Origin of the sequence: Luteolibacter sp. Populi (assembly GCF_040801775.1) — a bacterium.
GTDB lineage: Bacteria > Verrucomicrobiota > Verrucomicrobiia > Verrucomicrobiales > Akkermansiaceae > Haloferula.
The window spans coordinates 407,966-432,369 of sequence record NZ_CP161812.1 but is presented as its reverse complement, the minus strand read 5'-3'; the positions used below and the strand labels follow the sequence as shown (position 1 = coordinate 432,369).

Here is a 24,404-nt window from a genome sequence, read left to right as displayed (position 1 = left end):
GAGGTCGCAGAGGTCGCAGAGGTCGCAGAGGTCGCAGAGGGATCACGGAGAGAAGAGATTATCCCTACCTTTGAATTGGCCTGAACCTGCTGTTGCACTGCTTGTTTCCGCAAAGACAGACGGGGGCGGGCGGGTTAGGGTGCGGGTCACTTTTATGAACATCGGCATCCCGAAGGAAATCAAGGCCCAGGAAAGTCGCGTCTCGATGATCCCCTCTTCGGCGGGGGATCTGGTGAAGCGCGGGCACCGGGTCTTCGTGCAAGCGGGTGCCGGGGCCGGTGCCAGCTATCCCGATGAGACTTACCTGGCGGCGGGTGCGGAGATCCTGCCGGATGCGGACGCGGTGTTCAGCGCCGCGGAGATGATCGTGAAGGTGAAGGAGCCGCAGCCGGAGGAGATCGCGCGCTTGCAGCCGCACCACATTCTTTTCACTTACCTGCACCTGGCGGCGGGCAAGGCTCTGACGGAAGCGCTGGTGGCCAGCGGTTGCACGGCGCTGGCCTACGAGACGCTGGAGGTGAATCACCGGCTGCCCTTGCTCGAACCGATGAGCGAGATCGCGGGGCGGATGGCATCGATCGTCGGCTCGTATCATCTGGCCAAGCACAATGGCGGCCGTGGCACCTTGCTCGGCGGGGTGCCCGGGGTGGCACCGGGGCGGGTCGTGGTGATCGGCGGCGGCACCGCGGGCGTGAATGCGGCTCGGGTGGCGACGGGGATCGGCGCGGACGTGACGATTTTGGAGGTGGATTTCGAACGGATGCGCTTTCTGGACATCACGATGACGGGGACTCACACGGTGTATTCGAGCGAGGCGAATCTCGCGGAATTGCTGCCGCGGGTGGACCTGGTGATCGGGGCGGTGCTGGTTCCGGGGGCGAAGGCGCCGAAGCTGATCACGCGCGAGATGCTCAGGCTGATGCAGCCGGGCAGCGTGTTCGTGGACATCGCGGTGGACCAGGGCGGTTGCGCGGAGACGACGCGGCCTACAACGCATCATTCCCCAACTTATGTGGAGGAGGATGTGATCCACTACTGTGTGGCGAACATGCCGGGAGCTTACTCGCGGACGGCGACCCAGGCTTTGAACAATGTGACGCAGCGCTGGATCACCTTGCTGGCGGACAACGGGGTGGCAGGGGCTTGCAGGATCCGGAAGGAGATTCTGGGAGCGGTGAATTGCTCGGGCGGTAAGCTGACCTGTGTCCCGGTGGGAGAGGCGCACGGGATGGCGGTGACCGAGGCGGCGGAGCTGCTGGGAGTTTAAGAGACCAGAGACCAGAGCTTGGGCATCGACGTTCTTGCCGGGTCTGCAAGGATGGCGGGGATTTGATGCTCCCGGGGAATGACGGCACGGAGTTCGTATTTGTTTACGGCGCACTGCGGCGTGGGGCTTCCGACGCCTATCGGATGGCGGAAACGGAGTGGGTTGGAGCGACTTCAGCGCAGGGTAGCCTCTTCAATATCGCTTCGCGGCCCGCGCTGATCTTCGACCACGATTCCGGGTGGTGGACGCCCGGCGAGGTCTATCAGGTGAGCCCGGCGCAACTTGAAGCTCTCGATGAGTATCACGGGCTATCGGCCGGCACTCTCAGCGGCAGGTACTATCGTCGGGTGCGCAGGAGCCTGCCGTCCCCTGCAGCTTTGAGCCAGCGCTTGGAAACATGGGTCTGGGAATGGGTGGGTCCCATGGAGGGAAGGGTAAGAATTCGCTCCCGGGATTGGATGGACGTCGAGTTCCCGAGGCGTGATCCTTGGTTGACCCTGACCGCCTTGGGATGCCTCCTGAGCCCGGCGGCCCTGCTGCTGCTGATGTTGTTGACCCGAGATGGAAATCTCGTGGACGCTCTCGCGCTGTTGGCTCTCGCATCACCGGCGGCCGGTTGCTTCGCGAATTATCTGGCAGGCCGCCGGCGAGAGCGATGGACCGGTTTCCGGATCGTCTTGTGGATCCTGCTGATTCTGGAATGGATCCCGGTATCCATGGTTCTGTTCTCACTCGCCAGGATGATGGCGGACCGCTTCTTTTAAAGGCCGCTGGTCTTGACGATTGCGGGCTGTTAGGGACCGTTGTTGCGGCTTGAGCTGCCGCAGAACCACAGGGTGACGAGCGCGAGGAGGAGGGCGGAGAGGCCGAGATGGAGGACTTGGACGACGGGGTGGATCTCCAGGCGGGCCATGATGAGGCCGAGGACCATCTGGGCGATGACGACGGCGAGGGCTCCGGTCGAGACCTTGCCGGGAGGACCGGCGCGGCGGGTCCACAGCCAGGCCACGATGGAGGCGGCGAGGATGACCCAGGAGAAGCTGCGGTGCACGAGGTAGATCCAAGAGCCTTCCAAGATCCCGATCCACCCGGCGCGGCCGGTGCCGGGGTCGGTCTGGAGGAGGTGGCTGTTCATCTCGCGGATCTGGGTTCCCAAGACGCCTTCGACGAAGATGAGCAGGAGCAGGACGCCGGTGGTGAGGCGCATGCGGCGGAGGAAGGCGGGATCACCGGGGATGCGCCAGGGATGATCGGTGCCGCGCCATGCGGCGTAGCTGAGGGGCAGCACCAGGATCATGGCGAGGGCCATGTGGATGGTGAGCACGCCGGGCTTGAGGTCGCTGGAAACGACTTCCTTGCCCATCCAGGCATTCACTCCGACGAGGATGACGGAAAGGGTGGCAGCGGCGACGACGAGAGGGCGGCGGCGCTGGCGCAGGAGAGCCAGCGCGAAGGTGCCCATGGTGAAGAAGCCGACCGGGGTCGAGCTGAGGCGGTTGATGTATTCGGTCCAGGCGTGGACGGGATTGAAGCTCTCCAGAATGTGCTCTTTTGTGACTGTGGACGGGTCGCGGCCGTAGCGCTTGGCGGCGCGCTGGAACTTGGGAATGTCTAGGCTATCCGGGTTGATGTCTTCTGCCTTCGAGGGCGGGATGTAGCGGCCCCAGCACTTCGGCCAATCGGGACAGCCCATGCCGGCACCACTGACCCGGACGATGGCACCGACGCAGATCAGGACGATGACGGAGACAAGTGCCGCGGTGGCGAACTTCTGGAAGAGGGTCATGCGCGGCGGGAGCATCCGGGACAGAGGGCCGGGATGCAATTGGAAGGTGGGGGAACGTCGTTCCCGGAAACCTTCCTATGGGATCGGGCTTCCAAGGTCCGTTCAGTCCGCCTGAAGGCGGGACTACGTACCCTTGGTGGCGGGCCTTGGTGGACCGTTCCCCTGCCTGCGGCTAACCGCGGGTGGTGGTGGCGTCGGCGGCGGCAGCGGTGGTGCCTTCGGGAGCCGGGAGGGCGGCTTCGTCCTCGCGGGGGCGGCCTTCCTGACCGATGGCGACGGCGACCCAGCGGAATTCCTCGCTGTTATCGAGAACGACCTTGAGGATCATGGTCAACGGGACGGCGAGGATGATGCCGACGAGGCCCCAGAGCCAGCCCCAGAAGAGGACGCAGAGGACCACGACGAGGATCGAGAGGCCGAAGCGGCGGCCGAGGAGCATCGGCTGCACGAAGTTATCCAGGAACATGTTGATCAGGGCGTAGCCGCCGGCGACGACGACCATGTCCGCCATGCCGCCATCCTTCGAGATCAGGGCGAGCAGGATCGGCGGGATCGAGGCGATGGCGGAGCCGACCACCGGGATGAAATTCATCACGAAGGCGAGGATGCCCCAGAGCAGGAAGAAATCGAGGCCGGCGACCCAGCACAGCACGCCGGCGAGGATGCCGGTGGCGAGGCTGATGATGGTCTTGATGCCCAGATAGCGCTGGGTATCGAGCATGGCTCCGGACATGCGGCTGAAATTCGGCCCGCGGGCCTCCCGGATCGCGCCGAAGCGGTTGCTGAAGCCCCGCACTTCCGAAAGCATGAAGATGGTGAGGACGATCACCACGCCGAAGGTGGCGAAGAAAGAGAGGACGCGCCCGACCACGCCGGTGCCGAGGCTGAGGATGGTATCGAACTTGATGGCGCGGAGCTCGGCGAGATTCTTGGCGGTGAATTCCTTCACCTTCTCCGCGCCGTCCTCGACACCCCATTCCTCCAGCTTGCCGGCGACGGCGGTGCTGGCGTCCTGGATCTTGGCGCGGGTGAGATTGTAGTATTCGGAATCCCACTTCTCCTGGAGGTCCCCGATGATGGTGACACCGAGGACGATGACCCCGGCGAGGAAGGCGAAGTCCACCAGCACGGTCAGGAAGACCGCGACGGGCGGCGGCATGCGGCGGCGCATGAGCCAGGCGGTGACCGGATAGCTCACCGTGGCGATGAAGAAGGCCAGAAGGACCGGGACGAAAAAGGTCTGGGCCGCCTTCAAGCCCGCGATCACCACCACGAGGGCCGCGAGCAGCAGCACCATCTGGGTGGCGCGCGGCTTCTTGGGGGAAAGTCCGGGATCAGCCATGCGGAGAGTGAGCAAGATTAGCCGATCCGTTAGCAAATCACAAAGCATTCCTGTGCAAAAAGCACCTGCATGCCATCACCATCCGCTGAAAGGACGGAAACCCGTGGATTCAGCGGGGCAAATCGATGGATACGGGAGTCGCTTCGTCCCGGCGCGCGGGTTCGGAGGCTGCCGGGGACTCCACCAGGGAGGGAGGACGGCGTAAAACGAGTTCCTGCGTCGCGGATGGCAGGCGGCCCCGATCCTGAAGCCAGAGGCTGAGCGCGAACATGCCGACTCCGAGGAGTGCAAGGGCTGCAGGCAGGATGCGGATCATGGCAGGAGGGTGGACGTTGGGAGAGCGAGGGTTATTCAAAGGGCAGGGCCACTGTAGTGGATTTTTCAACCGCGAATGGACGCGAATGGACGCGAATTTTGAAAAGGCCCCGGAAGAGTCGGCACTCCGACCGCAAGCCCTCGTCCACGGTTTTTATTCGCGTCCATTCGCGTCCATTCGCGGTTTCAATTTCTAAGGCAAAAAGTTCCGATTCAGCGGGTGGCGGCACCGGCGGCGAGCTTCTTGCCGGGAGTCCAGACGCGGACTCCGGCGGAGCGGCGCTCCGGCTGACGGAAAAACCCGCCAAGGCCTGGCCTTATCTCCAAATCCGCCAAGGCGGCGTCGAGGTGCGGCCAGCGCCAGCGGAAGCCTTCCTCCCGCAGGCGGCGGGGATCGGCCCAGCGGCTTTTCAGGATCAGCTCGGTTTCGGTGTGCATCAGGCGCGCGCCGATCTCGAGCATCCAGCGCGCGGCGGGCAGGCCGAAGGGGGCACCCTGCTGCTCGCGGAAGGCCTGCATCAGCTGGCGGTTGGTCGGGAACTCCGGGGCGGTGAGATTGAAGACGCCATCGAGCAAGGGATCGGTGGCGATGAAGTCGAGCGCGGCGATGAAGTCCTCGATGTGGATCCAGCTCACGCGCTGGGTGCCCTTCCCCATCCGGCCACCGAGACCGCGGCGGGTGAGATGGCGGAGGACTTCGAAGACGGTGCCGAATTCATTGGCGAGGACCATGCCGGCGCGGAGGGCGACCTTGCGGGTGGCGCCGGGGACTTTCGCGGCGAAGAAGGCTTCCTCCCAGGCGCGGGCGACCTCGACCGAGAAACCGCTGCCGGGCTCCCCTTCCCACTCGTCCTGAGGCTTGTCCTCGGCGTGGCGGTAGAAGGTGGCAGTGCTCGAATTGATCCAGAGTTTGGGCGGGACCTTGCAGGCGGCGATGGCCTGACCGATCACGCGGGTCGAGGCGACGCGCGATTCGATGATCTCGCGGCGGTTCTTTTCATCGTAGCGGCAGTTCACGCTGCGGCCGGCGAGATTGATAACCCGCTCCGCGCCCTCCAGGGCCAAGGTCCAGGGTCCGGGGTTGACGCCGTCCCATTCGAGGAACATGCCATCGCCGCTCCAGCCATCGCGATGGCGGGCGACGCAAACGACCTCGCGCCCGAGGCGCTGGTAGTGGCGGGCCAGATAGCGGCCCAGGAAGCCGTTCGCGGCGAAGATCACGATCTGCGGATTCATCTCATTTTTCCTTTCCTTCGAGAGTGGTTAAGTTCCTCTAGTTTCAGGATTTTTTGAAAACAACTACGGCAAAGAAGGGCGGTTCAGCCCAGCAATTTGGCGGCGAGTTGGATGGCGAAGCCGTGCTTCATCGACCCGACGCGGTCGGCGACCTTCGAGGCGAAGCCGACGAATTCTTCCAATTGGCGGATCTGCGCGTGGAAAGCCCGGCCCTCCGCCGAACTGAGGTCGCGGGTGCTTTCCGCGCAGTGATTGAGGACGCCGAGGGTGGGCTCGATTTCGCGCTTCTTGCGCTCGCGGGTGACGATCGTGAAAATGTGCCAGACATCCTTCTCCGCCTCGAAAAACTCGCGGCGCTCGCCCTTCTTCACCACGATCCGGACCAGGCCCCAGGCAACGAGTTCCTTCAGGTTGGTGTGGGCATTCCCGCGGCTGATCTCGAGATCCTCCATCACCTCGTCGGTGCCGACGGGTTCGGGAGCGGTCATGAGCAGGGCATGGATCTGGGCCATGGTGCGATTGATGCCCCACTGCGAACCCATCGCGCCCCATTGGGCCACGAATTCGTCCCGGGCTACTTTCAATCGTTCGGCCTCGCCGTTCATCTTATTTTCACTGTTTACTGAAAGTTCGAGAACCGCAAGGAAAAACAGGGCAAAAGGCAGATCGCTTCCAACCTGTGGCATAAAGGACACATTTGTTCAGGTGCGCAGGCAATTTGGGCGCGTTATTTGCTTTCGCTTTTCCTCCCCCCGGCCGGAACCCCACAAACCAACACGAATGAACGTATCCCTTAGATCTCCCGTCGGCCCGACGCCCGGAGGGATGAGCCCCATTCCCGACGTCGTCCGTCATTCCCCCTCCCCCGTTTTCGGAAAGGGTTGGAAATTTGGCAGTCTCTGCGTGCTTGCGGCAGCGCTACTGCCGTCCCCGCTGATTGCGGCTCCGGTGCTACAGTGGGATTTTTTCGGTGAGTCCGTGCAAGCCACTTCGGTTGCGGATGTGAAGGACGCCAATCTTGTGGGCACTTCCGGAACCCTGAGCCGTGGTAGTACCGCCGCATCTAGCGCGGGGGCTAACTCTTTCCGCACCGTCGGCTTCCAAAACAACGGAATCTCGACGGCTAACACTGATTACTTCCAAACGGAAGTAGCCGCGTCTCCTGGGTTCAAGGTTTCCCTTTCGACCCTCGACGCGAAATTCAACGGGACGCTCGCTTACGCCGCAGCACCGGGGGTGAGCAACCAGTTTGCGTATAGTTTGGACGGCACCAACTTCACCCTGATCGGCACGCCGACCGTGACCACGCTCCAACCGGTCACGATGCCGCAGATTGATCTCTCGGGAGTGACGGCTCTCCAGAATGTCACGGCAGGCACGACCATCACCTTGCGCTATTACGCAAGTGGCCAGACCCCAACGGGTGGTTGGGGCTTCAACTCCGCCGCCGCAGGAACCTATGGCTTCGAGATTGGCGGAACGGTGACAACGGCCGGAGTGGATACAACCGCTCCCGTAATTGCTCCCCCGCTCGCTCCTGCCAACGGTGCGACCGGCGTGGCGCTGAACTCAAATCTGGTCGTGACCTTCGATGAAAACATCACCGGGATTGCCGGTGGCGTGATCACCCTGAAGGCAGGAGCCGCTACGGTCGAAAGCTTCACCCTGCCCAGCGCGGCAGTGGGAATCTCCGGCAAAGTGGTGACGATCAATCCCACCGCGGATCTGGCTCCGTCCACCCTCTACCATGTTGAAATCGACGGCGTGGCGATTGAGGATCTGGTTGGCAACAACTTCGCCGGCTACACCGGCAGCGGCACCTGGTCCTTCACCTCCACGGGTCCGGATGTAGCAGGCCCGGCGGTCGAGACGGTAACCCCCGTCAACGACGCAACCGGCGTGGCACTGGATGTGTCTCCCGAGATCACCTACGACGAGATCGTGGTCCCGGTGACGGGCGGTGCGATCCTGATCAAGCAAGGTGCCACCACCGTGACGAGCTTGGAAGTGACGGATTCCGGCGAAGTGCTGACGAGCAACGACCAGGTCTTCCTCACGATCCCGAGCGGCGTCCTGCTGCCGAATACGACCTACACGGTCGAGATTCCCGCAGGTGCCTTTGAGGACATCCTCGGCAACGATACGCTGCTCTATTCGTGGAGCTTCACGACCAAGGCCCTGCCTGTTCTGACAGCGATCACTCCCTATACGCAGGACTTCGCGGGCTTCGTTTCGCTGGCCACCTTTCCCGAGGGTTGGACGGTCTCGGGACCTGACCTGACCTATGATGGCGACTGGGGCACCGGCACCACCGGTGGCTTCCGCGGCGGCGCGACCGCCGGCGTCCTGGGCTATCAGCACACCAGCAGCACCGGCGTCCTGGTGGAAACCCTGAGCCTGGTCAACGGCACCGGCAGCACGATTACCGATCTGGTGATCGGCTACACCGGCAAGCGCATCATCGGCGGTGCCACTCCGCCGATCGAGCGTTACCCCACCTTCACTGTCCGCGTCGGCGGCTCGGAGGCAACTCCGATCCCGGCGCTTGCCTATGGCCGCTTGGAAGGAGATAGCTCCGTGAAGCTTGCGGGCGTCACCGGTCTGAGCATTGCCCCAGGCGCAGCGATTGTAATCAGCTGGACTTCCGACCGGGACTTGTTGGGCGGCGGTGCCTCGAAGCAGGTGGGCATCGACGACGTGACGGTCTCGGTAGGCACATTGAGTTCCGCACCCACGATCAGCGGCCCATCGCTTACTCCCGGCTCTCTCACTTCGGTTTCCGCGGAAGCAAATGCGGAAGTGACTTCCGATGGCGGTGCCGCAGTCACGGCAATGGGCTTCGTCTATTCGTTGACCTCGGCGAACCCCGCTCCGGAAATCGGGGGTACGGGAGTGACCGACCTTCCCTTCACGCCTGCGGGAGTGTCCACGTTCCTCTCGCCAATCAGCGGCTTGACTGCCGACAGCTCCTACACGGTGCGGGCCTACGCCACCAACACCGTGGGTACGGCTTATACCCCGGTGCTGGTCTTCAGTACGCTTCCCACCCCGCCCTCCTTCACCGGCCTCTACAGCCAGCCTTTCGATAACTTCGTAGGCACCTTGCCCGCAGGATGGTCGATGGTATCCGGAGGCTCGACCACCTATGGCGGCATTTGGGATGTCGCGGCCAGCAGTTCGGCATCCACCCGCGGCGGCGTCTCCAACCCCGGTGTGCTAGGCTACCAGCACACCTCGACCAGCGGGACCTTCACCGCGACGCTAACACTGGTGAACAACACCGGTAGCGTGCTTGACGAACTGAACATCGCCTATCTGGGCCGTGCGGGACGCGTGGGAGAAGAAGACGTCAATCGTTTCCCGATTTGGGAAGTCAAACTCAACGGTGGAGATCCGATCGAGGATCTCGCCTATTCGACGGAAGCCGGCACCAATCAGACCAAGGTGACCACCATCACGGGCCTGACGATTCCGAATGGTTCCAGCTTCACCATTTCCTGGTCCTCGACCCGCGGTGAAGGTCTCGGCTCGGCCAGATTGATCGGCCTTGGCGAGGTGATAGTTTCGACCGAACCGATCGAAGTCGGCAGCTATGATAGCTGGGCGGTCGCCAACGGCATCGACGGCATCGCGTCCAGCGTGGACTCCGACAACGACGGCCTGATCAACCTGCTGGAGTATGCCTTCGGTTTCGACCCGCTGGCTGGCAACGGCGCCGCGGGCACGATCACCGGCAACACGATCAGCTTCCCGAAGGGTGCCGATGCGGTGGCCAACGGCGATGTGAGCTATCAGCTCCAGACCTCGGCCACCATGGCTGCCGGCAGTTGGATCGACGCCGATGCGTCCGCGGAAGACGACGATTCGATCTCCTACACGTGGACGCCGGGAACGCCGGGCAAGCTCTTCGTGCGCCTGGTGGTGGAATAAGCCATCGATCCGGAGTTTAAGAATCATCGGGGGGCGGTCCGGAAACGGGTCGCCCTTTTTTTCACTTCTGAACTTGGCGAAAATACGGAAGGGCCGGTGGTCCCCTTGGCAAGTGACGGAGGGAGGCTAGGTTCCTTCGCGGCGGGTTTGCCGTGAACCATGCCAAGGCTGCTCCAAATCCTTTCCCTGTTCGCCGCCATCGCTTGTACCGCGCAGGCCGCGGACCCCTTGAAGGTGCTGGCGATCGGCGATAGCATGACGGAGGAGTATGCCTACGAGCTGACGTTCTCCGCGCCCGATTCAAACAGCACGAACGCCAATGTCCGGAGTTGGCCGGAACTCTTCCGGATCTTCCGGGCGAACGAGGTGAGCCTGGGGCCATTCGAGTCGACCGGCGGATCCTATGTGGATCTGCGGAATGCGGGCCACGAGTGGAACTTCGGGATTCCGGGGATGACTTCGCTGAATTGGTTTCGGCTGCTGGCGGATGCGCCGGAGGGAGAGGCCCTGGGATTCGGCTATGCGATCACGAAGGACGAGTTGCAGGAGCAGATCTTCAATACCCCGGTGGTGGTGATCATGCTGGGGGCGAACGATCTGAAGCAGGACTACGACAAAATTTTCAACGACACGGAAGAGGCGACCTTCTTCAACCAGATCCGCAACCGGCTGCGGGCGATCCACGATTGGGTGCGGGTGAATCGCGGGGCGCAACCGCCGAAGGTGATCGTGTGCACGGTGCCTGACGTGGGGGCCACGCCGCAGATCTCCGGGATCTACAACGTGCCCGCGAAGCAGGCGACGACGCGGGCGAAGATCGCGGCCTTCAATCAGTCGATCATCGCGTGGGCTGCCTCGGAGAACCCGCCGGCGACGGTGGCGCGGCTCGATTTGCTGACGGACCGGGTCTTCGATCAGGTGCCGTTCCAGATCAACGGGACGGTCTTCACGCTGGCGGGAAGCCAGGAGAATCCGCCGACGCAGGTCTTCTGCAAGGACGGCTTCCACGCTTCCACGGTGGCGCAGGCCTACATCGCGAACGAGATCATCGGGGCCCTGAACACCGCGATGGGAACGACGATCCCGAAATTCAGCGACCGTGAGATCCTCCGCAATTTGCTCGGGCTGAATCCGGACCGGCCGTATCTGGATTGGATCGCGGCGGCAGGTCTGGCGGGCTCGGGAATGGAAGCGGACCCGGACGGCGACCAGCTTCCGAATCTGATGGAGTATCTGTTAGGGACCGCGCCGGGTAGCTACAGTCACCCTTTCAGCGGAAGCTATGCGCCGGGAGGGAGCTTGAGCTGGTTGCCGATTGGAACGGGGCTGCGTTTCGGGGATCTGGTGCCGCAGGACTCGGCGGATCTGGTGACGTGGACGGCGGTACCGGCGGCGCGGATTTCGACCGCAGCGGACGGGAGGGTTTCGGTCGTGCCGGCGGCGGGGCTTAAGCGGGGGTTTGTTAGATTGAAGGCGACGGTGAAACCGTGAAGGTGGTCCGCACAGTCCTCTGTGCGGTGGAAGCAGTTCTAACAGCGGACTCCACCCGAGGGCCTCGGGAGGAGCATTTTGAAAGGGACCACCTTTTTTTGCAGACCACCTTTCTGAGCGAGCTAGCTTACTTGCTGACCTTCACCTTGTAGTCGCCGATGGCCCATTGTATGCCGGCGAGGTAGTGCTTCAGGACCGTCGGATGCCAATACATCTCGTGGTTGTGGCCGAGGGAGCAGTAGAAGACGCGGCCCTTGCCCCATGAGCGGGCCCAGGCGACACCCCAGTCCTTGTCCTCGCGCTTGAGGCCTTGGACATTCATGTCCGACTTCTCGGGGTCAAGGCGGAGCAGGAGGTCGACCTTCTTCGAGTTGTAGGGATCCTTGAGCTGATAGATCTCCTCCTTGAAATCGACGTTCTTGCCGTCGAACATCGCGACCAGGGGATGCTTTTCCTTGCCCGGCTCGACCTTGATCGAAACCTGCGTGCCGGCACCCCAAGGGTGGCCGTCGAAGTAACCGCCGATCATCTCGCCATAGTCGGCCCAGTTGTAGAAGGTATCGGTGGCGGCGTGGATGCCGATGAAGCCCTTGCCGCCCTTCACGAAGCTCATGAGGCTCTTCTTGAGCTCATCGGCATTCGGGGCACCGGCGAAGGGATCGCCGGTGGTGCTGAGGAAGACGATGGCATCGAACTGGTCGATGGTCTTCGGCTCGAAGTTCACGATGTCATCGCTGAGGACGGTCTCGAAGGCACCGGTCTTCTTGCCGAGTTCCGTCAGGGCCAGTTTCCCGGTGGCGATCGAGTCGTGGTAGAAGCCGCCGGTCTTCGAGAAGACCAGGATCTTGCGCGGCTTGGCGGGCTTGGCATAGGCCTCGGTTGGCAAGGCGGCGGCGATTTTCTCCGCAGCACCGTCCGGCGGGGGCTTGCGGTCGCCGGCGGCGGAGACGAGGAAGAAGGCGGCGGTGGCCGCGGCGAGAGGAAGGTAGAGGGTGGGTTTCATGACTGGGTCGGATAGGGAACCACGGAATACACGGAAGAAGACCGTGGACCCACTACGGGAGGCCCGCCTCTCTTCTTTTCCGATTTCCGTGTGTTCCGTGTATTCCGTGGTCGGAATTCAATGTCCCGGCTTGGTCCAGGCGGCGTTGTTCTTCGAGGATTCGACGGTGGCCTCGATGAAAGCCATCCCCGCGATGCCGTCGTGGACGTCCGGGAAGTCGTAGCCTTCGGGACGCGGGAACTTGCCGGCGAGTTCGTCGCGGATGGCTTCGGAGGCGGCGAGGTAGACGTTGGCGAAGGCCTCGATGAAGGCCTCCGGGTGGCCGAAAGGCAGGCGGGTGAAGGCGGTCGCTTCGGGGCCGTTGTAGGAATTCCCGCGCCGCCAGATTTCGCGCGGCTTATCGAGGAACTTCACGACCAGCTCGTTCGGATGCTCTTGGTGCCACTCGATCGAGCCTTCCGTGCCGTAGACGCGGATGTTCAGGTTGTTCTCGTCGCCGGTGGAAACCTGGGAGGCGTAGATGAGGCCCTTCACGCCGTTCTGGTAGCGGACGAGGACGTTGCCGTCGTCATCGAGATTCCGGCCGGGGATGAAGGTGGTCAGCTCGGCGGCGAGTTCCTCGATCTCCAGGCCGGTGATGTAGCGGGCGAGGTTCTCCGCGTGCGAGCCGATATCGCCCATGCAATTCGAGACGCCGGAGATGGTCGGGTCCATGCGCCAGTTGGCGATCTTGCTGGGGGCGGATTCCTTGAAGGCGCTGGAGGCATAGCCCTGCGGATACTCGGCCACGATCTTGAGCAGGCGGCCGAGCTTGCCGGCCTTCACCATGGCGCGGGCTTCCTTCACCATCGGGTAGCCGGTGTAGTTGTGGGTGAGCGCGAAGACCTTGCCGGACTTCTTCACCACTTCCGCGAACTCCTTCGCCTCGGCCAGCGAGAGCGCCATCGGCTTGTCGCAGATGACGTTGATCCCGGCGGCGAGGAAGGTCTTGGCGACGGGCACGTGGAGGTTGTTGCGGACGACGATCGAGACGAAGTCGATGCGCTTGTCCGCGGGCAATGCTGCTTCGGCCTTCGCCATTTCCTCGTAGGAGGTGTAGACGCGGGAAGGATCGAGGAAGAGGTCCTCGCCCGATGCCTTGCTCTTCTCCGGATCGGAGGAGAAGCAGCCGGCGACGAGTTCGATCTTGCCATCGAGATTGGCAGCCATGCGGTGGACGCCGCCGATGAAGGCGCCGCGGCCGCCACCGACCATGCCCATGCGAAGTTTACGGTTCATTTCAGGAGTGTGTTGAGTGTGCTATTTACAGCTCGAGTAGGACGACCTGATCGGAATGTCGAAAGGCATGATCGATCAGGCTCCGCAGGATCCGGGCTGACCATTCTTCCGATACAAGGTTGTCGCAAAAGTAGAGGCCGTCCGCCTTGATGGAGGCATAAACGACAGGCCAGTTGTCCTCTACGGCAACGCCGGGCTCCGTCAGGTAGTAGCTGTGGAGCTCGGCGTTGTAAGAATCGAAATAGGCCTGACTGCGGAGAAAGTCGTCAAACGACGCAACCGTCCGCGCATCGCAAACGATCTTGTATTCGATTCCCATGTCAGTTGCCCGGCTATTCCTCTCACACCGCCACCGGTGCCTTGGTCGCGGCGGACTTGTAGATGGCGTCGATGATCTTCATCAACTTGAGGGCTTGGTCCGGGGTGTTGAAGGCCTCGGCGGTGCCTTCGATGGCGTGGATGAAGTTCGCGGCGGAGGCGCTGCGGCCCATGTCCTCGCAGGCTTCGGTGACGATGCTGCGGTTGACCGAGCGACCGCCCTCCTGGACGTAGAGCTCGCAGGTGTCGATGGCGGTTTCGTCGATGCCGTCGCGGCCGAAGAGGCGCTCGACCTTGCCGCCGGCCTTGCTGCCTTGGAAGACGACGGAGACCTCCTCGCGCTTGATCATCTCCGCCCAGGAGACCTGGAGCGTGAGGACCTGGCCGGTCTTGAAAGTGACGAAGCCATGGGCCGCGGCTTCCACGTCGTTGACGCCATCGGCGCGGTCAGGGATGCCCCAGGGGCCCTTGAAACCCTTGTCGGTGATGTGGTCGTCGAAGGTCTGCGCGAGCACGTGGGCCGGATCCGGGTAGCCCATGAAGTAGAGGGCGAGGTCGATCATGTGCAGCAGGTCGATCACCGGACCACCGCCGGAGAGCGCCTTGGTGGTGAACCAGCCGCCGAAGCCCGGGATGCCGGTGCGGCGGATCCACTTGGCCTGCGCGGAGTTGATCTTACCCACGGTGCCGTCCGCGATGTATTGCTTCATCGCGATGGACTCGGGCCGGGCGCGATTGTTGAAGTTGAACATCAGCTTCTTCCCCGCGGCATTCGCGGCGGTGATCATTTCCTCCACCTCCGCAGCATTCAGCGCCGGGGGCTTCTCGCTGAAGACGTGCTTGCCGGCCTTCAGGCACTGGATTGCCAGCGGCATGTGGAACTTGTTCGGCACGATGATCGAGACCGCATCGATGTCGGCATCGGCGAGCATCGCGTCCACGCTTTCGAATGAAGCGGGAATGTCCCAGGTCGCGGCAGCCTTGGCGGCAGCGCCCGGAGCGGGATCGGCGACGGCGGTGACGGTGGCTCCGGCCTTGCGGAATCCGTCCGCGTGATAGCGCAGCATCCCGCCGGCTCCGATGATACCTACTTTGGTGGACATGATTGTAAGAGGAAGGGATTACTGGTTCGATTTGTCGAAGGCCGCGTCGAAGGCGATCTGGTTGCGCGGGAAGTCAAGGTTCTTGACGAAGGCGCAGCTCTCGGTCGCACCGTGGAAGCGGTCCATGCGGCCGTCTTCCCACTCGATGGAAAGCGGACCGGCGTAGCCGATGTCATTGAGGGCGACGATGATTTCCTCGAAGTTGATATCGCCGCGGCCGACGCTGCGGAAATCCCAGAAGCGGCGCGGGTCGCAGAAGTCCGTGTGACCGCCGAAGACGCCCACCTCGCCCGTGCCGTGGTCCCACCAGACGTCCTTCATGTGGGCATTGTGGATGCGGCTCCCGAGCAGGTAGATGAACTTCACGTAGTCCACGCCCTGATAGCCGAGGTGGCTCGGGTCGTAGTTGAAGCCGAAGCGCTTGTGGCCGCCGACGGCTTCGATCGCACGCTGGGCGGAGGCGGTGTCGAAGGCGATCTCGGTCGGGTGGACTTCGAGGGCGAAATAGACGTCCTCCTTCTCGAAGGCGTCGAGGATCGGCTTGAAGCGGGTGCCGAAGTCATCAAAGCCCTTTTGCAGATAGGCTTGGCTGGTCGGCGGGAAGGCGTAAAGCGCGCCCCAGATCGAGGAGCCGGTGAAGCCGTTGACGACGGTCTTGCCGGAGCCGGCGGGTTTGGTGGCCATGTATTCCTTCCCGGCATCGAAGAACTTGCGGGCGGCCTTGGCGGTATCGATCATCTCCTGTGCGGCACGCTGGCGGACGCCTTCGGGATCGCCATCGCCCCAGACGTGGTCGGGCAGGATCGACTTGTGGCGGTCGTCGATGGGATCGCAGATTGCCTGGCCGACGAGGTGGGCGGAAATCGCGTAGCAGGCGAGGCCGTGCTTCTTGAGCAGTTCCCAGCGGCCTTCGACGTAGCCGGGCTCGTTGAGGGCCTTCTGGACGTCGAAGTGGTCGCCCCAACAGGCAAGCTCCACGCCATCGAAGCCCATGGCCTTGACCTTCGGGAGAAGTTCGGCGGCGGAGAGGTCGGCCCATTGGCCGGTGAAGAGTGTGACGGGTCTGGACATGATCGTGGGGTGGATGGTGCGTGGAGATTGGCGAAGCCCTTTCACCGGGGGAACGGGAAAATCCCGCCGGAGGGTGAAATGTGCGACATGCTGAGCGAAGAGCCAAGAGTTGAGAGGGAAGAGTCCGGAATCCGGAGTTCTAAAGTTCCGTGCGCACCGCCCATCCCCTCCCCTTGACCTGTGGCCCGGCAGGACCGAGTCTCGGGCCTGCCCATGGCCACCCCGCTTGCTTTCAGCCCCATTGAGGAAATCATCGCAGAAGTGGCCGCCGGCCGCATCGTCATCGTGGCCGACGACCCGGATCGCGAGAACGAGGCGGATCTGATTGCTGCCGCCGCTCTCTGCACGCCGGAAATCGTCTCCTTCATGGCCGTTCACGGCCGCGGCCTGATCTGCGCCCCGATCACCCAGGAACGCGCCGAAAAGCTCGATCTCCCGCAGATGACCCGCCGCAACCGCGAGATCCAGCGCACCGCTTTCACGATCTCCGTGGATGCCGCCAAAGGGATTAGCACCGGGATTTCCTCCGCCGACCGCGCGCTGTGCGTGAAGCTGTTGGCCGATCCCGCGGCGGGCCCGGAGGATTTCGTCCATCCCGGGCACATTTTCCCGATTCAAGGCCGCGATGGCGGGGTCCTGCGGCGGGCGGGCCATACCGAGGCCTCGATCGATCTGGCGCGCCTGGCCGGGCAGGAACCGGCCGGCGTGATCTGTGAGATCGTGAAGGACGACGGCACCATGGGTCGTGTCGGCGATCTCGGCGATTTCCAAGCCACGCACGGCCTCAAGGCCTGCACCATCGCCCAGCTCATCGAGTGGCGGCGGCGGTCGGAGAAGCTCGTCGTCCGCGAGGAAACCATCGGCCTGCCGACCGATCACGGCGAATTTACCTGCCACCTCTACCGGGTGGAGACGGATGGCTCGCATCACCTAGCCCTGGTCCGCGGCGAGATCGACCCCGAAAAACCGGTGCTGGTACGGGTCCATTCCGAGTGCTTGACCGGGGATGTCTTCCTCTCCCAGCGCTGCGACTGCGGTGGCCAGCTCGATGCGGCGATGGAGCGGATCTCGAAGGAAGGCGGCGTGCTGCTCTATCTGCGCCAGGAAGGCCGCGGCATCGGCCTGGCGGCCAAGATCCACGCTTACAAGCTGCAGGAAGAGGGTCTGGATACCGTCGAGGCGAATGAGAAGCTCGGCTTTGCCTCAGATCTCCGGGATTACGGGATGGGCGCGCAGATCCTCTACGATCTCGGCGTGCGGCAAATCCGTTTGATGACGAATAACCCCAAGAAGGTCGTGGGTCTGGAGGGCTATGGCTTGGAGATCGTCGAGCAGCTTCCGATCAGCCTGCCCTCGAATCCGCACAACGCGCGCTATCTGGAGACGAAGCGGGAGCGGATGGGGCATCGGTTGTGATCTGGCGCGTGCCTCCGGCGTGCAAAGTAGCGCGCTCTCCAGAGCCGCGAACGGTGGCGGCGGATCACAGAACAAATCCACCCTTCTCCCAAACGCACACCATTCCATCCCATCGGCGGGACTGGAGTCCTTCCCTACTTCAACCACTCCGCCGCCCGCTTCGCGTAGTAGGTCAGGATCATATCCGCTCCTGCCCGCTTGATGCCCATCAGGCTTTCGAGGGCGATCGCCTTGGCATCCACCCAGCCTGCGGCGGCGGCGCTCTCGATCATGAGATACTCCCCGCTGACCTGGTAGGCGGCTACGGGAAGGGTCGTACTTTCACGGACGCGGCAGATGATATCGAGGTAAGGACCGGCGGGCTTGACCATCACCATGTCCGCGCCTTCGGCTTCATCCAGCAGGACCTCGCGGATCGCCTCGCGGGCATTGCCGGGGTCCATCTGGTAGGTCTTCTTGTCGCCCTCCTTCGGGGCGGAGTCCAGGGCTCCGCGGAAGGGGCCGTAGAAGGCCGAGGCATACTTCGCGGAATAGCTGAGAATGGAGACCTGCTGGAAGCCCGCGGCGTCCAAGGCGGAGCGCAGCGCGGCGATGCGGCCATCCATCATGTCGCTCGGCGAGACAATATCGGCCCCGGCGCGGGCGTGGCAGAGGGCCTGTTGGCAGAGAATTTCGACGGTCTCGTCGTTCAGGATGTGAAGCTCGCCCTTGTCATCGCGGCGGACCACGCCGTCGTGGCCGTCCGAATTGTAGGGATCGAGCGCCACGTCGGTGATCACGCAGAGCGTGGGATACGCGGCTTTCAGGGCGCGGATCGCGCGGGGTACGAGGCCGTAGTCATTGGCGCATTCCTCCGCGAGCGGGGTCTTGAGATGCTCCCCGATTTTTGGGAACAGCACGACCGCCGGAACTCCCAAGGCATGCGCCTCCCCCGCTTCCTTCACGAGGCCATCCAGCGACCAGCGCGTGACGCCGGGCATCGAGGCGATCGGCGTGTTCACCGCGTCCTCGTGCAGGAACATCGGCAGGATGAAGTCCGCGGCGCTCAGGACGTTTTCACGGACCAGCGAACGGATCGCCGGGGTGCGGCGGTTGCGGCGGGGACGGATGGGCAGGTTCATGAAGTATCGCGATTCAAGTGCCGGGCTTCAGATCAGAGGGATCAAGACGATCACGAGCTCCATGCCAGATTTTTTCGCCACCTTCCGATCATCACGCGCGATATAGCGGACAAGGTCGCGGAGATCGGCGAGAGCCGTTTCAGTCCAAATCACTCGGAAATCCATTCGTCCAAAAGGGCTCGAACTTCTTCATGCGGCACCACGCGTCCGTCCCGGACGTCCCCGCGGGCCTTCTCGATAGCCGCCACGAACCGGATACGTTCCTCAACATCTTGCCAAGAAGCGTTCTCGGGCAAATCGCGAATGGTATCGATCGCCAATTCCTTAGTGGACATGATGAGATTCTAGCCTGCGGCCTACGACTGTTCAAGAGCGGGCTCTCAGGTGACCGGCGTCAGCTGGTAGCTCTCCTTCCCGTCCTTCATGTTCCAGCCGAGATCGGTGAGCTGCTTCCGCATTTCATCGGCCTTCGCCCAGTCCTTGGCGGTGCGGGCGGCCCAGCGTTCCTCGGCGATGGCGCGAATCTCGGCGGGGGCTTCGGCGGCGGCTTCTTCTTCCGGCAATGTCAGGCCGAGGGCGCGGAGGATCCGGTTGAAGCCGGCCAGCGCCTTCGCCGCCGCTTCGCCTTCCAGCGCCGCGGTCTCGCGCAGGCCGGTGAAGAGCCCGCCGAGGCAGCCCGGCGTGTTGAGGTTGTCCGTCAGCGAGTCCCAAGCCGCTTGGAAGGGCCCGAAGTCCACCGAGGAAAGCTGCACTTCTCCGCCGACCTTGGCGGCTAGGGCTCGCTGGCCCTTCGCCAGCTTGGCCATGGCTTCGCGGGCGGCGTGGAGGGAATCGAGCGTGAAATTGAGCTGCTTGTGGTAGTGCGCGCCGATCAGGACGTAGCGCACTTCCATCGCCGTGAAGCCCTTCGCGGCGAGATCGTCGAGGGTGTAGAAATTCCCCTCCCGCTTGGCCATTTTCTTGCCCTCCACCAGCAAGTGCGTGGTGTGGAACCAGTGGGCCGCGAAGTGGCCGCCGCAGGCGCATTTGCTCTGCGCGATCTCGTTCTCATGGTGCGGGAACATCAGGTCCTCGCCGCCCGAGTGAAGATCGAAGTCCGCGCCGAGATACTCCTCGATCATGGCCGAGCACTCGAGGTGCCAGCCGGGCCGGCCCTCCCCCCAGGGAGAAGGCCAGTAGTTGTCGCCGTCCTCCGGCCTGCGGCCCTTCCAGAGCACGAAATCCGAAAGGCTATCCTTCTCGTATTCGTCGGAGTTCGCGCGTTCGTTCTGGGTCTTGCCCAGCTCGAGTTCGCGCGTGTCCAGCCGCGAGAGCCTGCCGTAGGCCGGATATGAGGCGATGTTGAAATAGACCGAGCCATCCTCCGAGGCATAGGCATTCCCCTTCTCCACCAGCGTGGCGATCATCGCGACCTGCTGCGGGATGTGCTCGACGGCGCTTGGCTCGACGTGCGGCGGCAGGGTCCCCAGCGCCTCGCAATCGGCGTGGAACTTCGCCGTCCACCGTGCGGTGAAATCGGTCAGCGATTGCCCTGCCGCCTGGCTGTCACGGATCGTCTTGTCGTCCACGTCGGTGATGTTCCGGACATGGAAGGTCCGCATCCCGCCGGTCTCCAGGGTGCGCCGGAAAACGTCCTGCAGGACGAAGGTGCGGAAGTTCCCGATGTGCGCGGGGCCATACACGGTGGGCCCGCAGCAGTAGAACCGGTAGGTCGTGCCGTCGAGGGGGCGGAGCTCCTTGAGCTCGCGGTCCAGCGTGTCGTATAGCCGCATCGCCGCCGGGTCTAACGCGTGACCGGAACGAATTCAACCGCGATACTCGCTTCGGTGAAGTCAGCCGCGCCGGCTCGACTCAATTCCGCAGCGGCACCTGGTGCAGGCGCGGGGCCTCGCCGGTCTCCACGATCTCCACGGGAATCGTCCAGACCGTGCCGCCCTCCTGCATCGAGGACACCGGCCGGACCGACTGGTCCACCGTGCCGCGCGACGATTCCGCGAGCGACCGGCGCACCGCAAGGGTGAGCACGATACACAGCACGGCGACGCCGATCAGTTTCATCCGCTCCAGAGACATGAGAGTCCGTAAAGAAAACCTAAGTTTTTAGAAATAATCAAGTTTATTTAAAAAATATTCAGGTTCGCCTACAGCCCCGGGCGGGTACATCGTTCCCGCGAGATGGCAAGCGACGAACGACGGCGGCAAGTAGCGGTGGCGTTGGGGATTCTGGCCCTGGTGGCGGCGGCATTCGTGGGTGCCGCGTTTGCTGCCCATTTACCGGGGGTGGCAGGCGAGTTTTTCGCCCGGATCTTGGGGATCATGACCACCCCTTTCATCCTGGAGGCCAGCCTTTGCATCATCGGCTTCGTGATCGTGCTGACCCTCAATCAGTGGCGGCAGATGCGCGACGGCGACGAATTGGTCTATCTCGAGCAAGTACAGGACAGCCCGGCGACGCTCCCCGACCAAGCCCGCTGGGCGGTCTATGCCCAGAAGCCGCAGGAAACCGGCACCGTGGCTTCCGCCGATTTACTGGAAGGCGCGCTGGCGATCGGCGACCATGGGGAGGCACTGACGATTCTCGACGGCATGAGCGGCGAAGAGCGGGCGCAGCCGGAGGTGATGAAGATGCGAATCACCTTGGCGGAGGCGACAGGGAAAGACGAACTGGCGAAGGAGTTGCGGGGCAAGCTGGAGGGTTGAGGATGGCAGTGCGATGGACCGGCAAGTGTCCGGCAAAAAAGTCGCGCAGCGACCGTGGACTGCGCGCAGCCTGCTGCCGCTGTCCCGATGCAGCCTGCTGCAAGGGGCGCTGCAAAGGCGAAGCTCCGGGTGGGGCGAGCCGGGGACGGAGCGGAATATGGAGATCGCGCGTGCTTCACGGCAGCAGGCTGCCTGCCGACAGCGGCAGCAGGCTGCGCGCAGTCCACGGCAGCGGAGCCGCGGAAGGCAAATCCCGGGACGACACGGTTGGAATTATCCCGGGCTATCGACGTTTGCCCTTTCGGACCACTTACCGCAGGCCGCGGCGAGCGGCTTCTTCCATGAAGATCTCGGCGAGGCGGAAGCAGCGGCGCGAGATTTCACGGGCGTCGTGATCGTCGATCAAGGCAAGGCCCTCTTCGCCGACTTCGGACTGGAAGATTTTCCATGCCTTCTTGGCCAACATGTCGGGATCGAGCTTGGGGCGCGGGGCAGCGTGCATGGCCGGCGCCGATGCGTGCGAAGAAGCTTCCGCCGGAACGGCAGAGTAGGTCACCGCGGAAGGCGGCGGCGGGCCGTCGTAATGCGGCGCGGAGACCGCGTGCGGATGCTGGCCTTGGCCCTGTGGCGCTTGCTGGCCGTGCTTTTTCTTGCGGCGGCGGCGCTTCTTCGAATTGCCGCCCGCTTCACCGGCCGGATTCTCTACAAGGAAGGCGATGCGACCGCCATCTTGGGAATCGTCAGAGCGATCCTCAGCGGCTTCGGAACGGCGCTCGGCCGCTTCGACGGAGGCGGGGGCGGAAACCGGCTCCGCGGCGGGTGGCGGTGACCCGCGGAAGGCGGGTTCCTCCGGCGCGGCAGAAGGAGCTTCCGCTGCGGCCTTGGGGGCGGGCTTGGACGATTTGCGGACCGCGGGGCGCTTCTTGGCCACTTTGGCTGCGGGCGCTTCGGACTCTGCGGGCGTGTCTTCGATCTCGTCGCTCATTGCTGCGGGCAACAAGGCAACGCGATGCCCGTGCGTCGAGCGTAAAGCGATTGGAGACGTGGAATCGGCGCGGCGGAATTGCGGCCGCGTGAAAACAGAACCGGCGGCCAGAAGGCCGCCGGGTTCATCTTACCAGTTCTTGATGTCGTCCAAGCAATCCGCGTGTCTCGGATCCGCATTGGTCCGGCCGTCCGGCCCGCACGACCAGAGGTCAAATTCGGGGTTCACGGCATTCGGCGCATCGCCGGAGCGATAGCGGTAGGGTTCCATCCAAGGATCGACAATCTGGGCGTTCGGGATGACCCCTTGGATCCAGGCTTGGCCGCCCTTGGTATGCTGCTCCGGATCCAGCTCCGCGAGGTAGATCGTGGCACCGCCGACGGTGTCACTCTTCTTGGCCTCGTAACCGTCGGCGTAGAGCGCCTTGAAGAGGACCTCGTCCCCCTTCTTTCCTTCCGCGTCGGTGCTCGTCGGATAGGAACGGTTGTCCATGTGGTAGTTCTGGAGGGCGTTCTCAAGCAGCTTGACCTGGACCTCGGCGGTATCGCGGGCCTGCTTGGCCCGGATCATGTTCAGCGCGCCCAGCGTGAGGGCGGCGAGAACGACGATGATGGCCACGACAACGACGAGCTCCATCAAGCTGAAGCCTCCGGCGCGGCGGGAATGATCGGGTTTTTTCACGGGTGCTAGGGTTGGCTAGGGTGCCGGCGCGGTATGGCCCCGTCCGGCGGCCTGCGGTTACATGTTGCCCATTTCGGAGATGATCTTGATCAGCGGAAGGAAGAGCGCAAACACCACCGCACCGACGACCAAGGCGAGCATGACGATCATGATCGGCTCAAGGATAGAGGTAAGCGCGGTCACGGCGTTGTCCACTTCATCGTCGTAAACGTCCGCGACTTTCAGAAGCATTTCGGGGAGCTGGCCGGTTTCCTCACCCACGTCCACCATCGAGATCACCATTGAAGGGAAGACGCTGGATGCCTGCAGCGGGGTCACGATGGATTCCCCTTCCTTGACCGCCTCGTGGACCTTCTCAATGGCGTCGGAGACGACCACGTTACCGGCGGTGTCGCGGGTAATGTTGAGGGCCTGGAGGATCGGCACACCGGAAGTGACCAAGGTGCCGAGGGTCCGGGAGAAACGGGCGATGGCGGACTTGCGCTGGATGTCACCGAAGATCGGCAGTTTCAGCTTCAAGGAATCGATCGTCCGGCGACCGCCCTTGGTCTTGCCCCACATGTTGAAGAAGAAGGCAATGATACCGATCAGGACAAACACCCAAACGACGTTCGGGATCGGCTTGATGTTGGCGTTCAGGAAGAACTTCGAGGTGCCGAAGACGATCTGCGAGATCATCGGCAGCTCGGCATCCTTGCCCAGTTCCGCGAACATCGATTCGAACTTCGGAACGATGAAGAGCATCAGGAAGACGAGGATCGCCACCGCGATGAACATCACGATCACCGGATAGACCATCGCCGAGACGATCTTGTTCTTCAGCTTGTGGGCCTTTTCCTGGTATTCCGCGAGGCGGACCAGGACGACTTCGAGCACACCGCCGAGCTCGCCGGCCTTCACCATGTTCACGTAGAGCTTGTTGAAGATCTTCGGGTGCTGGGCCAGCGCTTCCGAGAAGGTCGAGCCGGATTGCACGGAGTCCGCCAAGGCGCCGATGGTGCCCTTGAGCACTGGATTCGGCTCCTGCTTCGCCAGCACGGTCAGGCCGCGCAGCAACGGCAGGCCCGAGTCGATCAGGGTCGCGAGCTGGCGGGTGAAGATCATCAGCAGCTTCGGCTTGATGCGACCGCCGGTCGTGCCCTTGGCGGCCTTCTGACCGGCAGTCGGCTTGGCCTTCTTGCCAGCGGCTTTCTTCGCGAGCTTGCCCTTGCCGGCCTCGACAACCTGCAGCGGATAGTAGCCCTGCGAGCGGAGTTGCTGGATGGCGTCGGCTTCGCTCGTCGATTCGATCGTGCCGGACATCTGCTCGCCCTTCGCATCGGCGGCGGTGAATTGGAATTGAGGCATGGGGTTGTTTTTAA

The 24,404-nt window shown here is 63.2% G+C and carries 23 protein-coding genes; 6 read left to right on the top strand and 17 right to left on the bottom strand.

Translation table 11 applies throughout. The features are described 5' to 3' along the window. Positions 1 to 154: 154 nt before the first annotated feature. Together ald and ABWK72_RS01705 are read left to right on the top strand one after the other, a co-directional pair. The gene (ald, locus tag ABWK72_RS01710) at positions 155 to 1,267 is read left to right on the top strand and encodes an alanine dehydrogenase (protein WP_367873049.1); all 1,113 of its coding nucleotides are present in this window, start codon (positions 155 to 157) and stop codon (positions 1,265 to 1,267) included. A 65-nt stretch (positions 1,268 to 1,332) separates the two neighbouring features. Further along, positions 1,333 to 2,031: a gamma-glutamylcyclotransferase gene (locus ABWK72_RS01705; protein ID WP_367873048.1), complete on the top strand. Its 699-nt coding sequence runs from the start codon at positions 1,333 to 1,335 to the stop codon at positions 2,029 to 2,031. Positions 2,032 to 2,060: 29 nt separating this feature from the next. Here the strand turns inward: ABWK72_RS01705 and ABWK72_RS01700 are convergent, their stop codons facing one another. From ABWK72_RS01700 to ABWK72_RS01680, 5 genes are all read right to left on the bottom strand, one after another. Next, positions 2,061 to 3,053, bottom strand: coding sequence for a heme A synthase (locus tag ABWK72_RS01700; RefSeq protein ID WP_367873047.1), 993 nt, complete (start codon positions 3,051 to 3,053; stop codon positions 2,061 to 2,063). Positions 3,054 to 3,225: 172 nt separating this feature from the next. Beyond that, positions 3,226 to 4,395 (bottom strand): AI-2E family transporter, encoded by a 1,170-nt coding sequence (locus ABWK72_RS01695; RefSeq protein ID WP_367873046.1) that lies wholly within the window; start codon positions 4,393 to 4,395, stop codon positions 3,226 to 3,228. Positions 4,396 to 4,504: 109 nt separating this feature from the next. Beyond that, positions 4,505 to 4,711, bottom strand: coding sequence for a hypothetical protein (locus ABWK72_RS01690; protein ID WP_367873045.1), 207 nt, complete (start codon positions 4,709 to 4,711; stop codon positions 4,505 to 4,507). A 212-nt stretch (positions 4,712 to 4,923) separates the two neighbouring features. Next, positions 4,924 to 5,946: a TIGR01777 family oxidoreductase gene (locus ABWK72_RS01685; protein WP_367873044.1), complete on the bottom strand. Its 1,023-nt coding sequence runs from the start codon at positions 5,944 to 5,946 to the stop codon at positions 4,924 to 4,926. An 83-nt stretch (positions 5,947 to 6,029) separates the two neighbouring features. Continuing rightward, positions 6,030 to 6,551 carry a GbsR/MarR family transcriptional regulator gene (locus ABWK72_RS01680; protein WP_367873043.1) on the bottom strand — a complete coding sequence of 174 codons (522 nt, stop codon included), beginning with the start codon at positions 6,549 to 6,551 and terminating at the stop codon, positions 6,030 to 6,032. Positions 6,552 to 6,924: 373 nt separating this feature from the next. Between ABWK72_RS01680 and ABWK72_RS01675 the strand changes: the two genes are divergently transcribed. Together ABWK72_RS01675 and ABWK72_RS01670 are read left to right on the top strand one after the other, a co-directional pair. Continuing rightward, positions 6,925 to 9,876, top strand: coding sequence for an Ig-like domain-containing protein (locus ABWK72_RS01675; RefSeq protein WP_367873042.1), 2,952 nt, complete (start codon positions 6,925 to 6,927; stop codon positions 9,874 to 9,876). A gap of 159 nt (positions 9,877 to 10,035) precedes the next feature. Continuing rightward, the gene (locus tag ABWK72_RS01670) at positions 10,036 to 11,367 is read left to right on the top strand and encodes an SGNH/GDSL hydrolase family protein (protein WP_367873041.1); all 1,332 of its coding nucleotides are present in this window, start codon (positions 10,036 to 10,038) and stop codon (positions 11,365 to 11,367) included. A gap of 127 nt (positions 11,368 to 11,494) precedes the next feature. Here ABWK72_RS01670 and ABWK72_RS01665 read toward each other — a convergent pair whose 3' ends face one another. From ABWK72_RS01665 to ABWK72_RS01645, 5 genes are all read right to left on the bottom strand, one after another. Continuing rightward, complete coding sequence (locus ABWK72_RS01665; RefSeq protein WP_367873040.1) at positions 11,495 to 12,370, bottom strand: ThuA domain-containing protein; 876 nt, start codon at positions 12,368 to 12,370, stop codon at positions 11,495 to 11,497. 117 nt (positions 12,371 to 12,487) lie between these two features. Beyond that, entirely contained in the window at positions 12,488 to 13,648 is a 1,161-nt protein-coding gene (locus ABWK72_RS01660; RefSeq protein ID WP_367873039.1) for a Gfo/Idh/MocA family protein, read from the bottom strand. A gap of 25 nt (positions 13,649 to 13,673) precedes the next feature. Continuing rightward, entirely contained in the window at positions 13,674 to 13,967 is a 294-nt protein-coding gene (locus ABWK72_RS01655; RefSeq protein ID WP_367873038.1) for a hypothetical protein, read from the bottom strand. Positions 13,968 to 13,989: 22 nt separating this feature from the next. Continuing rightward, positions 13,990 to 15,069 (bottom strand): Gfo/Idh/MocA family protein, encoded by a 1,080-nt coding sequence (locus tag ABWK72_RS01650; RefSeq protein WP_367873037.1) that lies wholly within the window; start codon positions 15,067 to 15,069, stop codon positions 13,990 to 13,992. Positions 15,070 to 15,087: 18 nt separating this feature from the next. Further along, complete coding sequence (locus ABWK72_RS01645) at positions 15,088 to 16,140, bottom strand: sugar phosphate isomerase/epimerase family protein (protein ID WP_367873036.1); 1,053 nt, start codon at positions 16,138 to 16,140, stop codon at positions 15,088 to 15,090. Positions 16,141 to 16,353: 213 nt separating this feature from the next. Here ABWK72_RS01645 and ABWK72_RS01640 point away from each other — a divergent pair, with 213 nt between their 5' ends. Continuing rightward, positions 16,354 to 17,556, top strand: a complete 1,203-nt coding sequence (locus tag ABWK72_RS01640; protein WP_367873035.1) for a bifunctional 3,4-dihydroxy-2-butanone-4-phosphate synthase/GTP cyclohydrolase II — start codon at positions 16,354 to 16,356, stop codon at positions 17,554 to 17,556. Positions 17,557 to 17,690: 134 nt separating this feature from the next. Here the strand turns inward: ABWK72_RS01640 and hemB are convergent, their stop codons facing one another. From hemB to ABWK72_RS01620, 4 genes are all read right to left on the bottom strand, one after another. After that, the gene (hemB, locus tag ABWK72_RS01635; protein ID WP_367873034.1) at positions 17,691 to 18,677 is read right to left on the bottom strand and encodes a porphobilinogen synthase; all 987 of its coding nucleotides are present in this window, start codon (positions 18,675 to 18,677) and stop codon (positions 17,691 to 17,693) included. A 149-nt stretch (positions 18,678 to 18,826) separates the two neighbouring features. After that, positions 18,827 to 19,012 (bottom strand): hypothetical protein, encoded by a 186-nt coding sequence (locus ABWK72_RS01630; protein WP_367873033.1) that lies wholly within the window; start codon positions 19,010 to 19,012, stop codon positions 18,827 to 18,829. A 45-nt stretch (positions 19,013 to 19,057) separates the two neighbouring features. Further along, the gene (cysS, locus tag ABWK72_RS01625) at positions 19,058 to 20,449 is read right to left on the bottom strand and encodes a cysteine--tRNA ligase (RefSeq protein WP_367873032.1); all 1,392 of its coding nucleotides are present in this window, start codon (positions 20,447 to 20,449) and stop codon (positions 19,058 to 19,060) included. A 79-nt stretch (positions 20,450 to 20,528) separates the two neighbouring features. Continuing rightward, on the bottom strand, positions 20,529 to 20,735 hold the full coding sequence (locus ABWK72_RS01620) for a hypothetical protein (RefSeq protein ID WP_367873031.1): 207 nt from the start codon (positions 20,733 to 20,735) through the stop codon (positions 20,529 to 20,531). Between the two features lie 117 nt (positions 20,736 to 20,852). On the opposite strand from ABWK72_RS01620, the gene ABWK72_RS01615 reads away from it, so the two are divergent. Further along, positions 20,853 to 21,377, top strand: coding sequence for a hypothetical protein (locus ABWK72_RS01615; protein WP_367873030.1), 525 nt, complete (start codon positions 20,853 to 20,855; stop codon positions 21,375 to 21,377). A 310-nt stretch (positions 21,378 to 21,687) separates the two neighbouring features. On the opposite strand, the gene ABWK72_RS01610 is transcribed toward ABWK72_RS01615, so the two are convergent. From ABWK72_RS01610 to ABWK72_RS01600, 3 genes are all read right to left on the bottom strand, one after another. Continuing rightward, complete coding sequence (locus ABWK72_RS01610; protein ID WP_367873029.1) at positions 21,688 to 22,362, bottom strand: hypothetical protein; 675 nt, start codon at positions 22,360 to 22,362, stop codon at positions 21,688 to 21,690. A gap of 129 nt (positions 22,363 to 22,491) precedes the next feature. Continuing rightward, a complete protein-coding gene (locus ABWK72_RS01605; protein WP_367873028.1) occupies positions 22,492 to 23,043 on the bottom strand; it encodes a type II secretion system protein GspG in 552 nt (183 codons plus the stop codon). Between the two features lie 57 nt (positions 23,044 to 23,100). After that, positions 23,101 to 24,390: a type II secretion system F family protein gene (locus ABWK72_RS01600; RefSeq protein WP_367873027.1), complete on the bottom strand. Its 1,290-nt coding sequence runs from the start codon at positions 24,388 to 24,390 to the stop codon at positions 23,101 to 23,103. Between the last annotated feature and the right edge of the window lie 14 nt (positions 24,391 to 24,404).

Coding starts and splice junctions, on each gene's coding strand:
- ABWK72_RS01620 (WP_367873031.1), bottom strand. CDS start 20,735: ATGAAACTGATCGGCGTCGCCGTGCTGTGTATCGTGCTCACCCTTGCG.
- ABWK72_RS01680 (WP_367873043.1), bottom strand. CDS start 6,551: ATGAACGGCGAGGCCGAACGATTGAAAGTAGCCCGGGACGAATTCGTG.
- hemB (WP_367873034.1), bottom strand. CDS start 18,677: ATGAACCTGCCCATCCGTCCCCGCCGCAACCGCCGCACCCCGGCGATC.
- ABWK72_RS01695 (WP_367873046.1), bottom strand. CDS start 4,395: ATGGCTGATCCCGGACTTTCCCCCAAGAAGCCGCGCGCCACCCAGATG.
- cysS (WP_367873032.1), bottom strand. CDS start 20,449: ATGCGGCTATACGACACGCTGGACCGCGAGCTCAAGGAGCTCCGCCCC.
- ABWK72_RS01655 (WP_367873038.1), bottom strand. CDS start 13,967: ATGGGAATCGAATACAAGATCGTTTGCGATGCGCGGACGGTTGCGTCG.
- ABWK72_RS01650 (WP_367873037.1), bottom strand. CDS start 15,069: ATGTCCACCAAAGTAGGTATCATCGGAGCCGGCGGGATGCTGCGCTAT.
- ABWK72_RS01665 (WP_367873040.1), bottom strand. CDS start 12,370: ATGAAACCCACCCTCTACCTTCCTCTCGCCGCGGCCACCGCCGCCTTC.
- ABWK72_RS01600 (WP_367873027.1), bottom strand. CDS start 24,390: ATGCCTCAATTCCAATTCACCGCCGCCGATGCGAAGGGCGAGCAGATG.
- ald (WP_367873049.1), top strand. CDS start 155: ATGAACATCGGCATCCCGAAGGAAATCAAGGCCCAGGAAAGTCGCGTC.
- ABWK72_RS01610 (WP_367873029.1), bottom strand. CDS start 22,362: ATGAGCGACGAGATCGAAGACACGCCCGCAGAGTCCGAAGCGCCCGCA.
- ABWK72_RS01705 (WP_367873048.1), top strand. CDS start 1,333: ATGCTCCCGGGGAATGACGGCACGGAGTTCGTATTTGTTTACGGCGCA.
- ABWK72_RS01640 (WP_367873035.1), top strand. CDS start 16,354: ATGGCCACCCCGCTTGCTTTCAGCCCCATTGAGGAAATCATCGCAGAA.
- ABWK72_RS01685 (WP_367873044.1), bottom strand. CDS start 5,946: ATGAATCCGCAGATCGTGATCTTCGCCGCGAACGGCTTCCTGGGCCGC.
- ABWK72_RS01645 (WP_367873036.1), bottom strand. CDS start 16,140: ATGTCCAGACCCGTCACACTCTTCACCGGCCAATGGGCCGACCTCTCC.
- ABWK72_RS01700 (WP_367873047.1), bottom strand. CDS start 3,053: ATGACCCTCTTCCAGAAGTTCGCCACCGCGGCACTTGTCTCCGTCATC.
- ABWK72_RS01690 (WP_367873045.1), bottom strand. CDS start 4,711: ATGATCCGCATCCTGCCTGCAGCCCTTGCACTCCTCGGAGTCGGCATG.
- ABWK72_RS01630 (WP_367873033.1), bottom strand. CDS start 19,012: ATGTCCACTAAGGAATTGGCGATCGATACCATTCGCGATTTGCCCGAG.
- ABWK72_RS01615 (WP_367873030.1), top strand. CDS start 20,853: ATGGCAAGCGACGAACGACGGCGGCAAGTAGCGGTGGCGTTGGGGATT.
- ABWK72_RS01660 (WP_367873039.1), bottom strand. CDS start 13,648: ATGAACCGTAAACTTCGCATGGGCATGGTCGGTGGCGGCCGCGGCGCC.
- ABWK72_RS01670 (WP_367873041.1), top strand. CDS start 10,036: ATGCCAAGGCTGCTCCAAATCCTTTCCCTGTTCGCCGCCATCGCTTGT.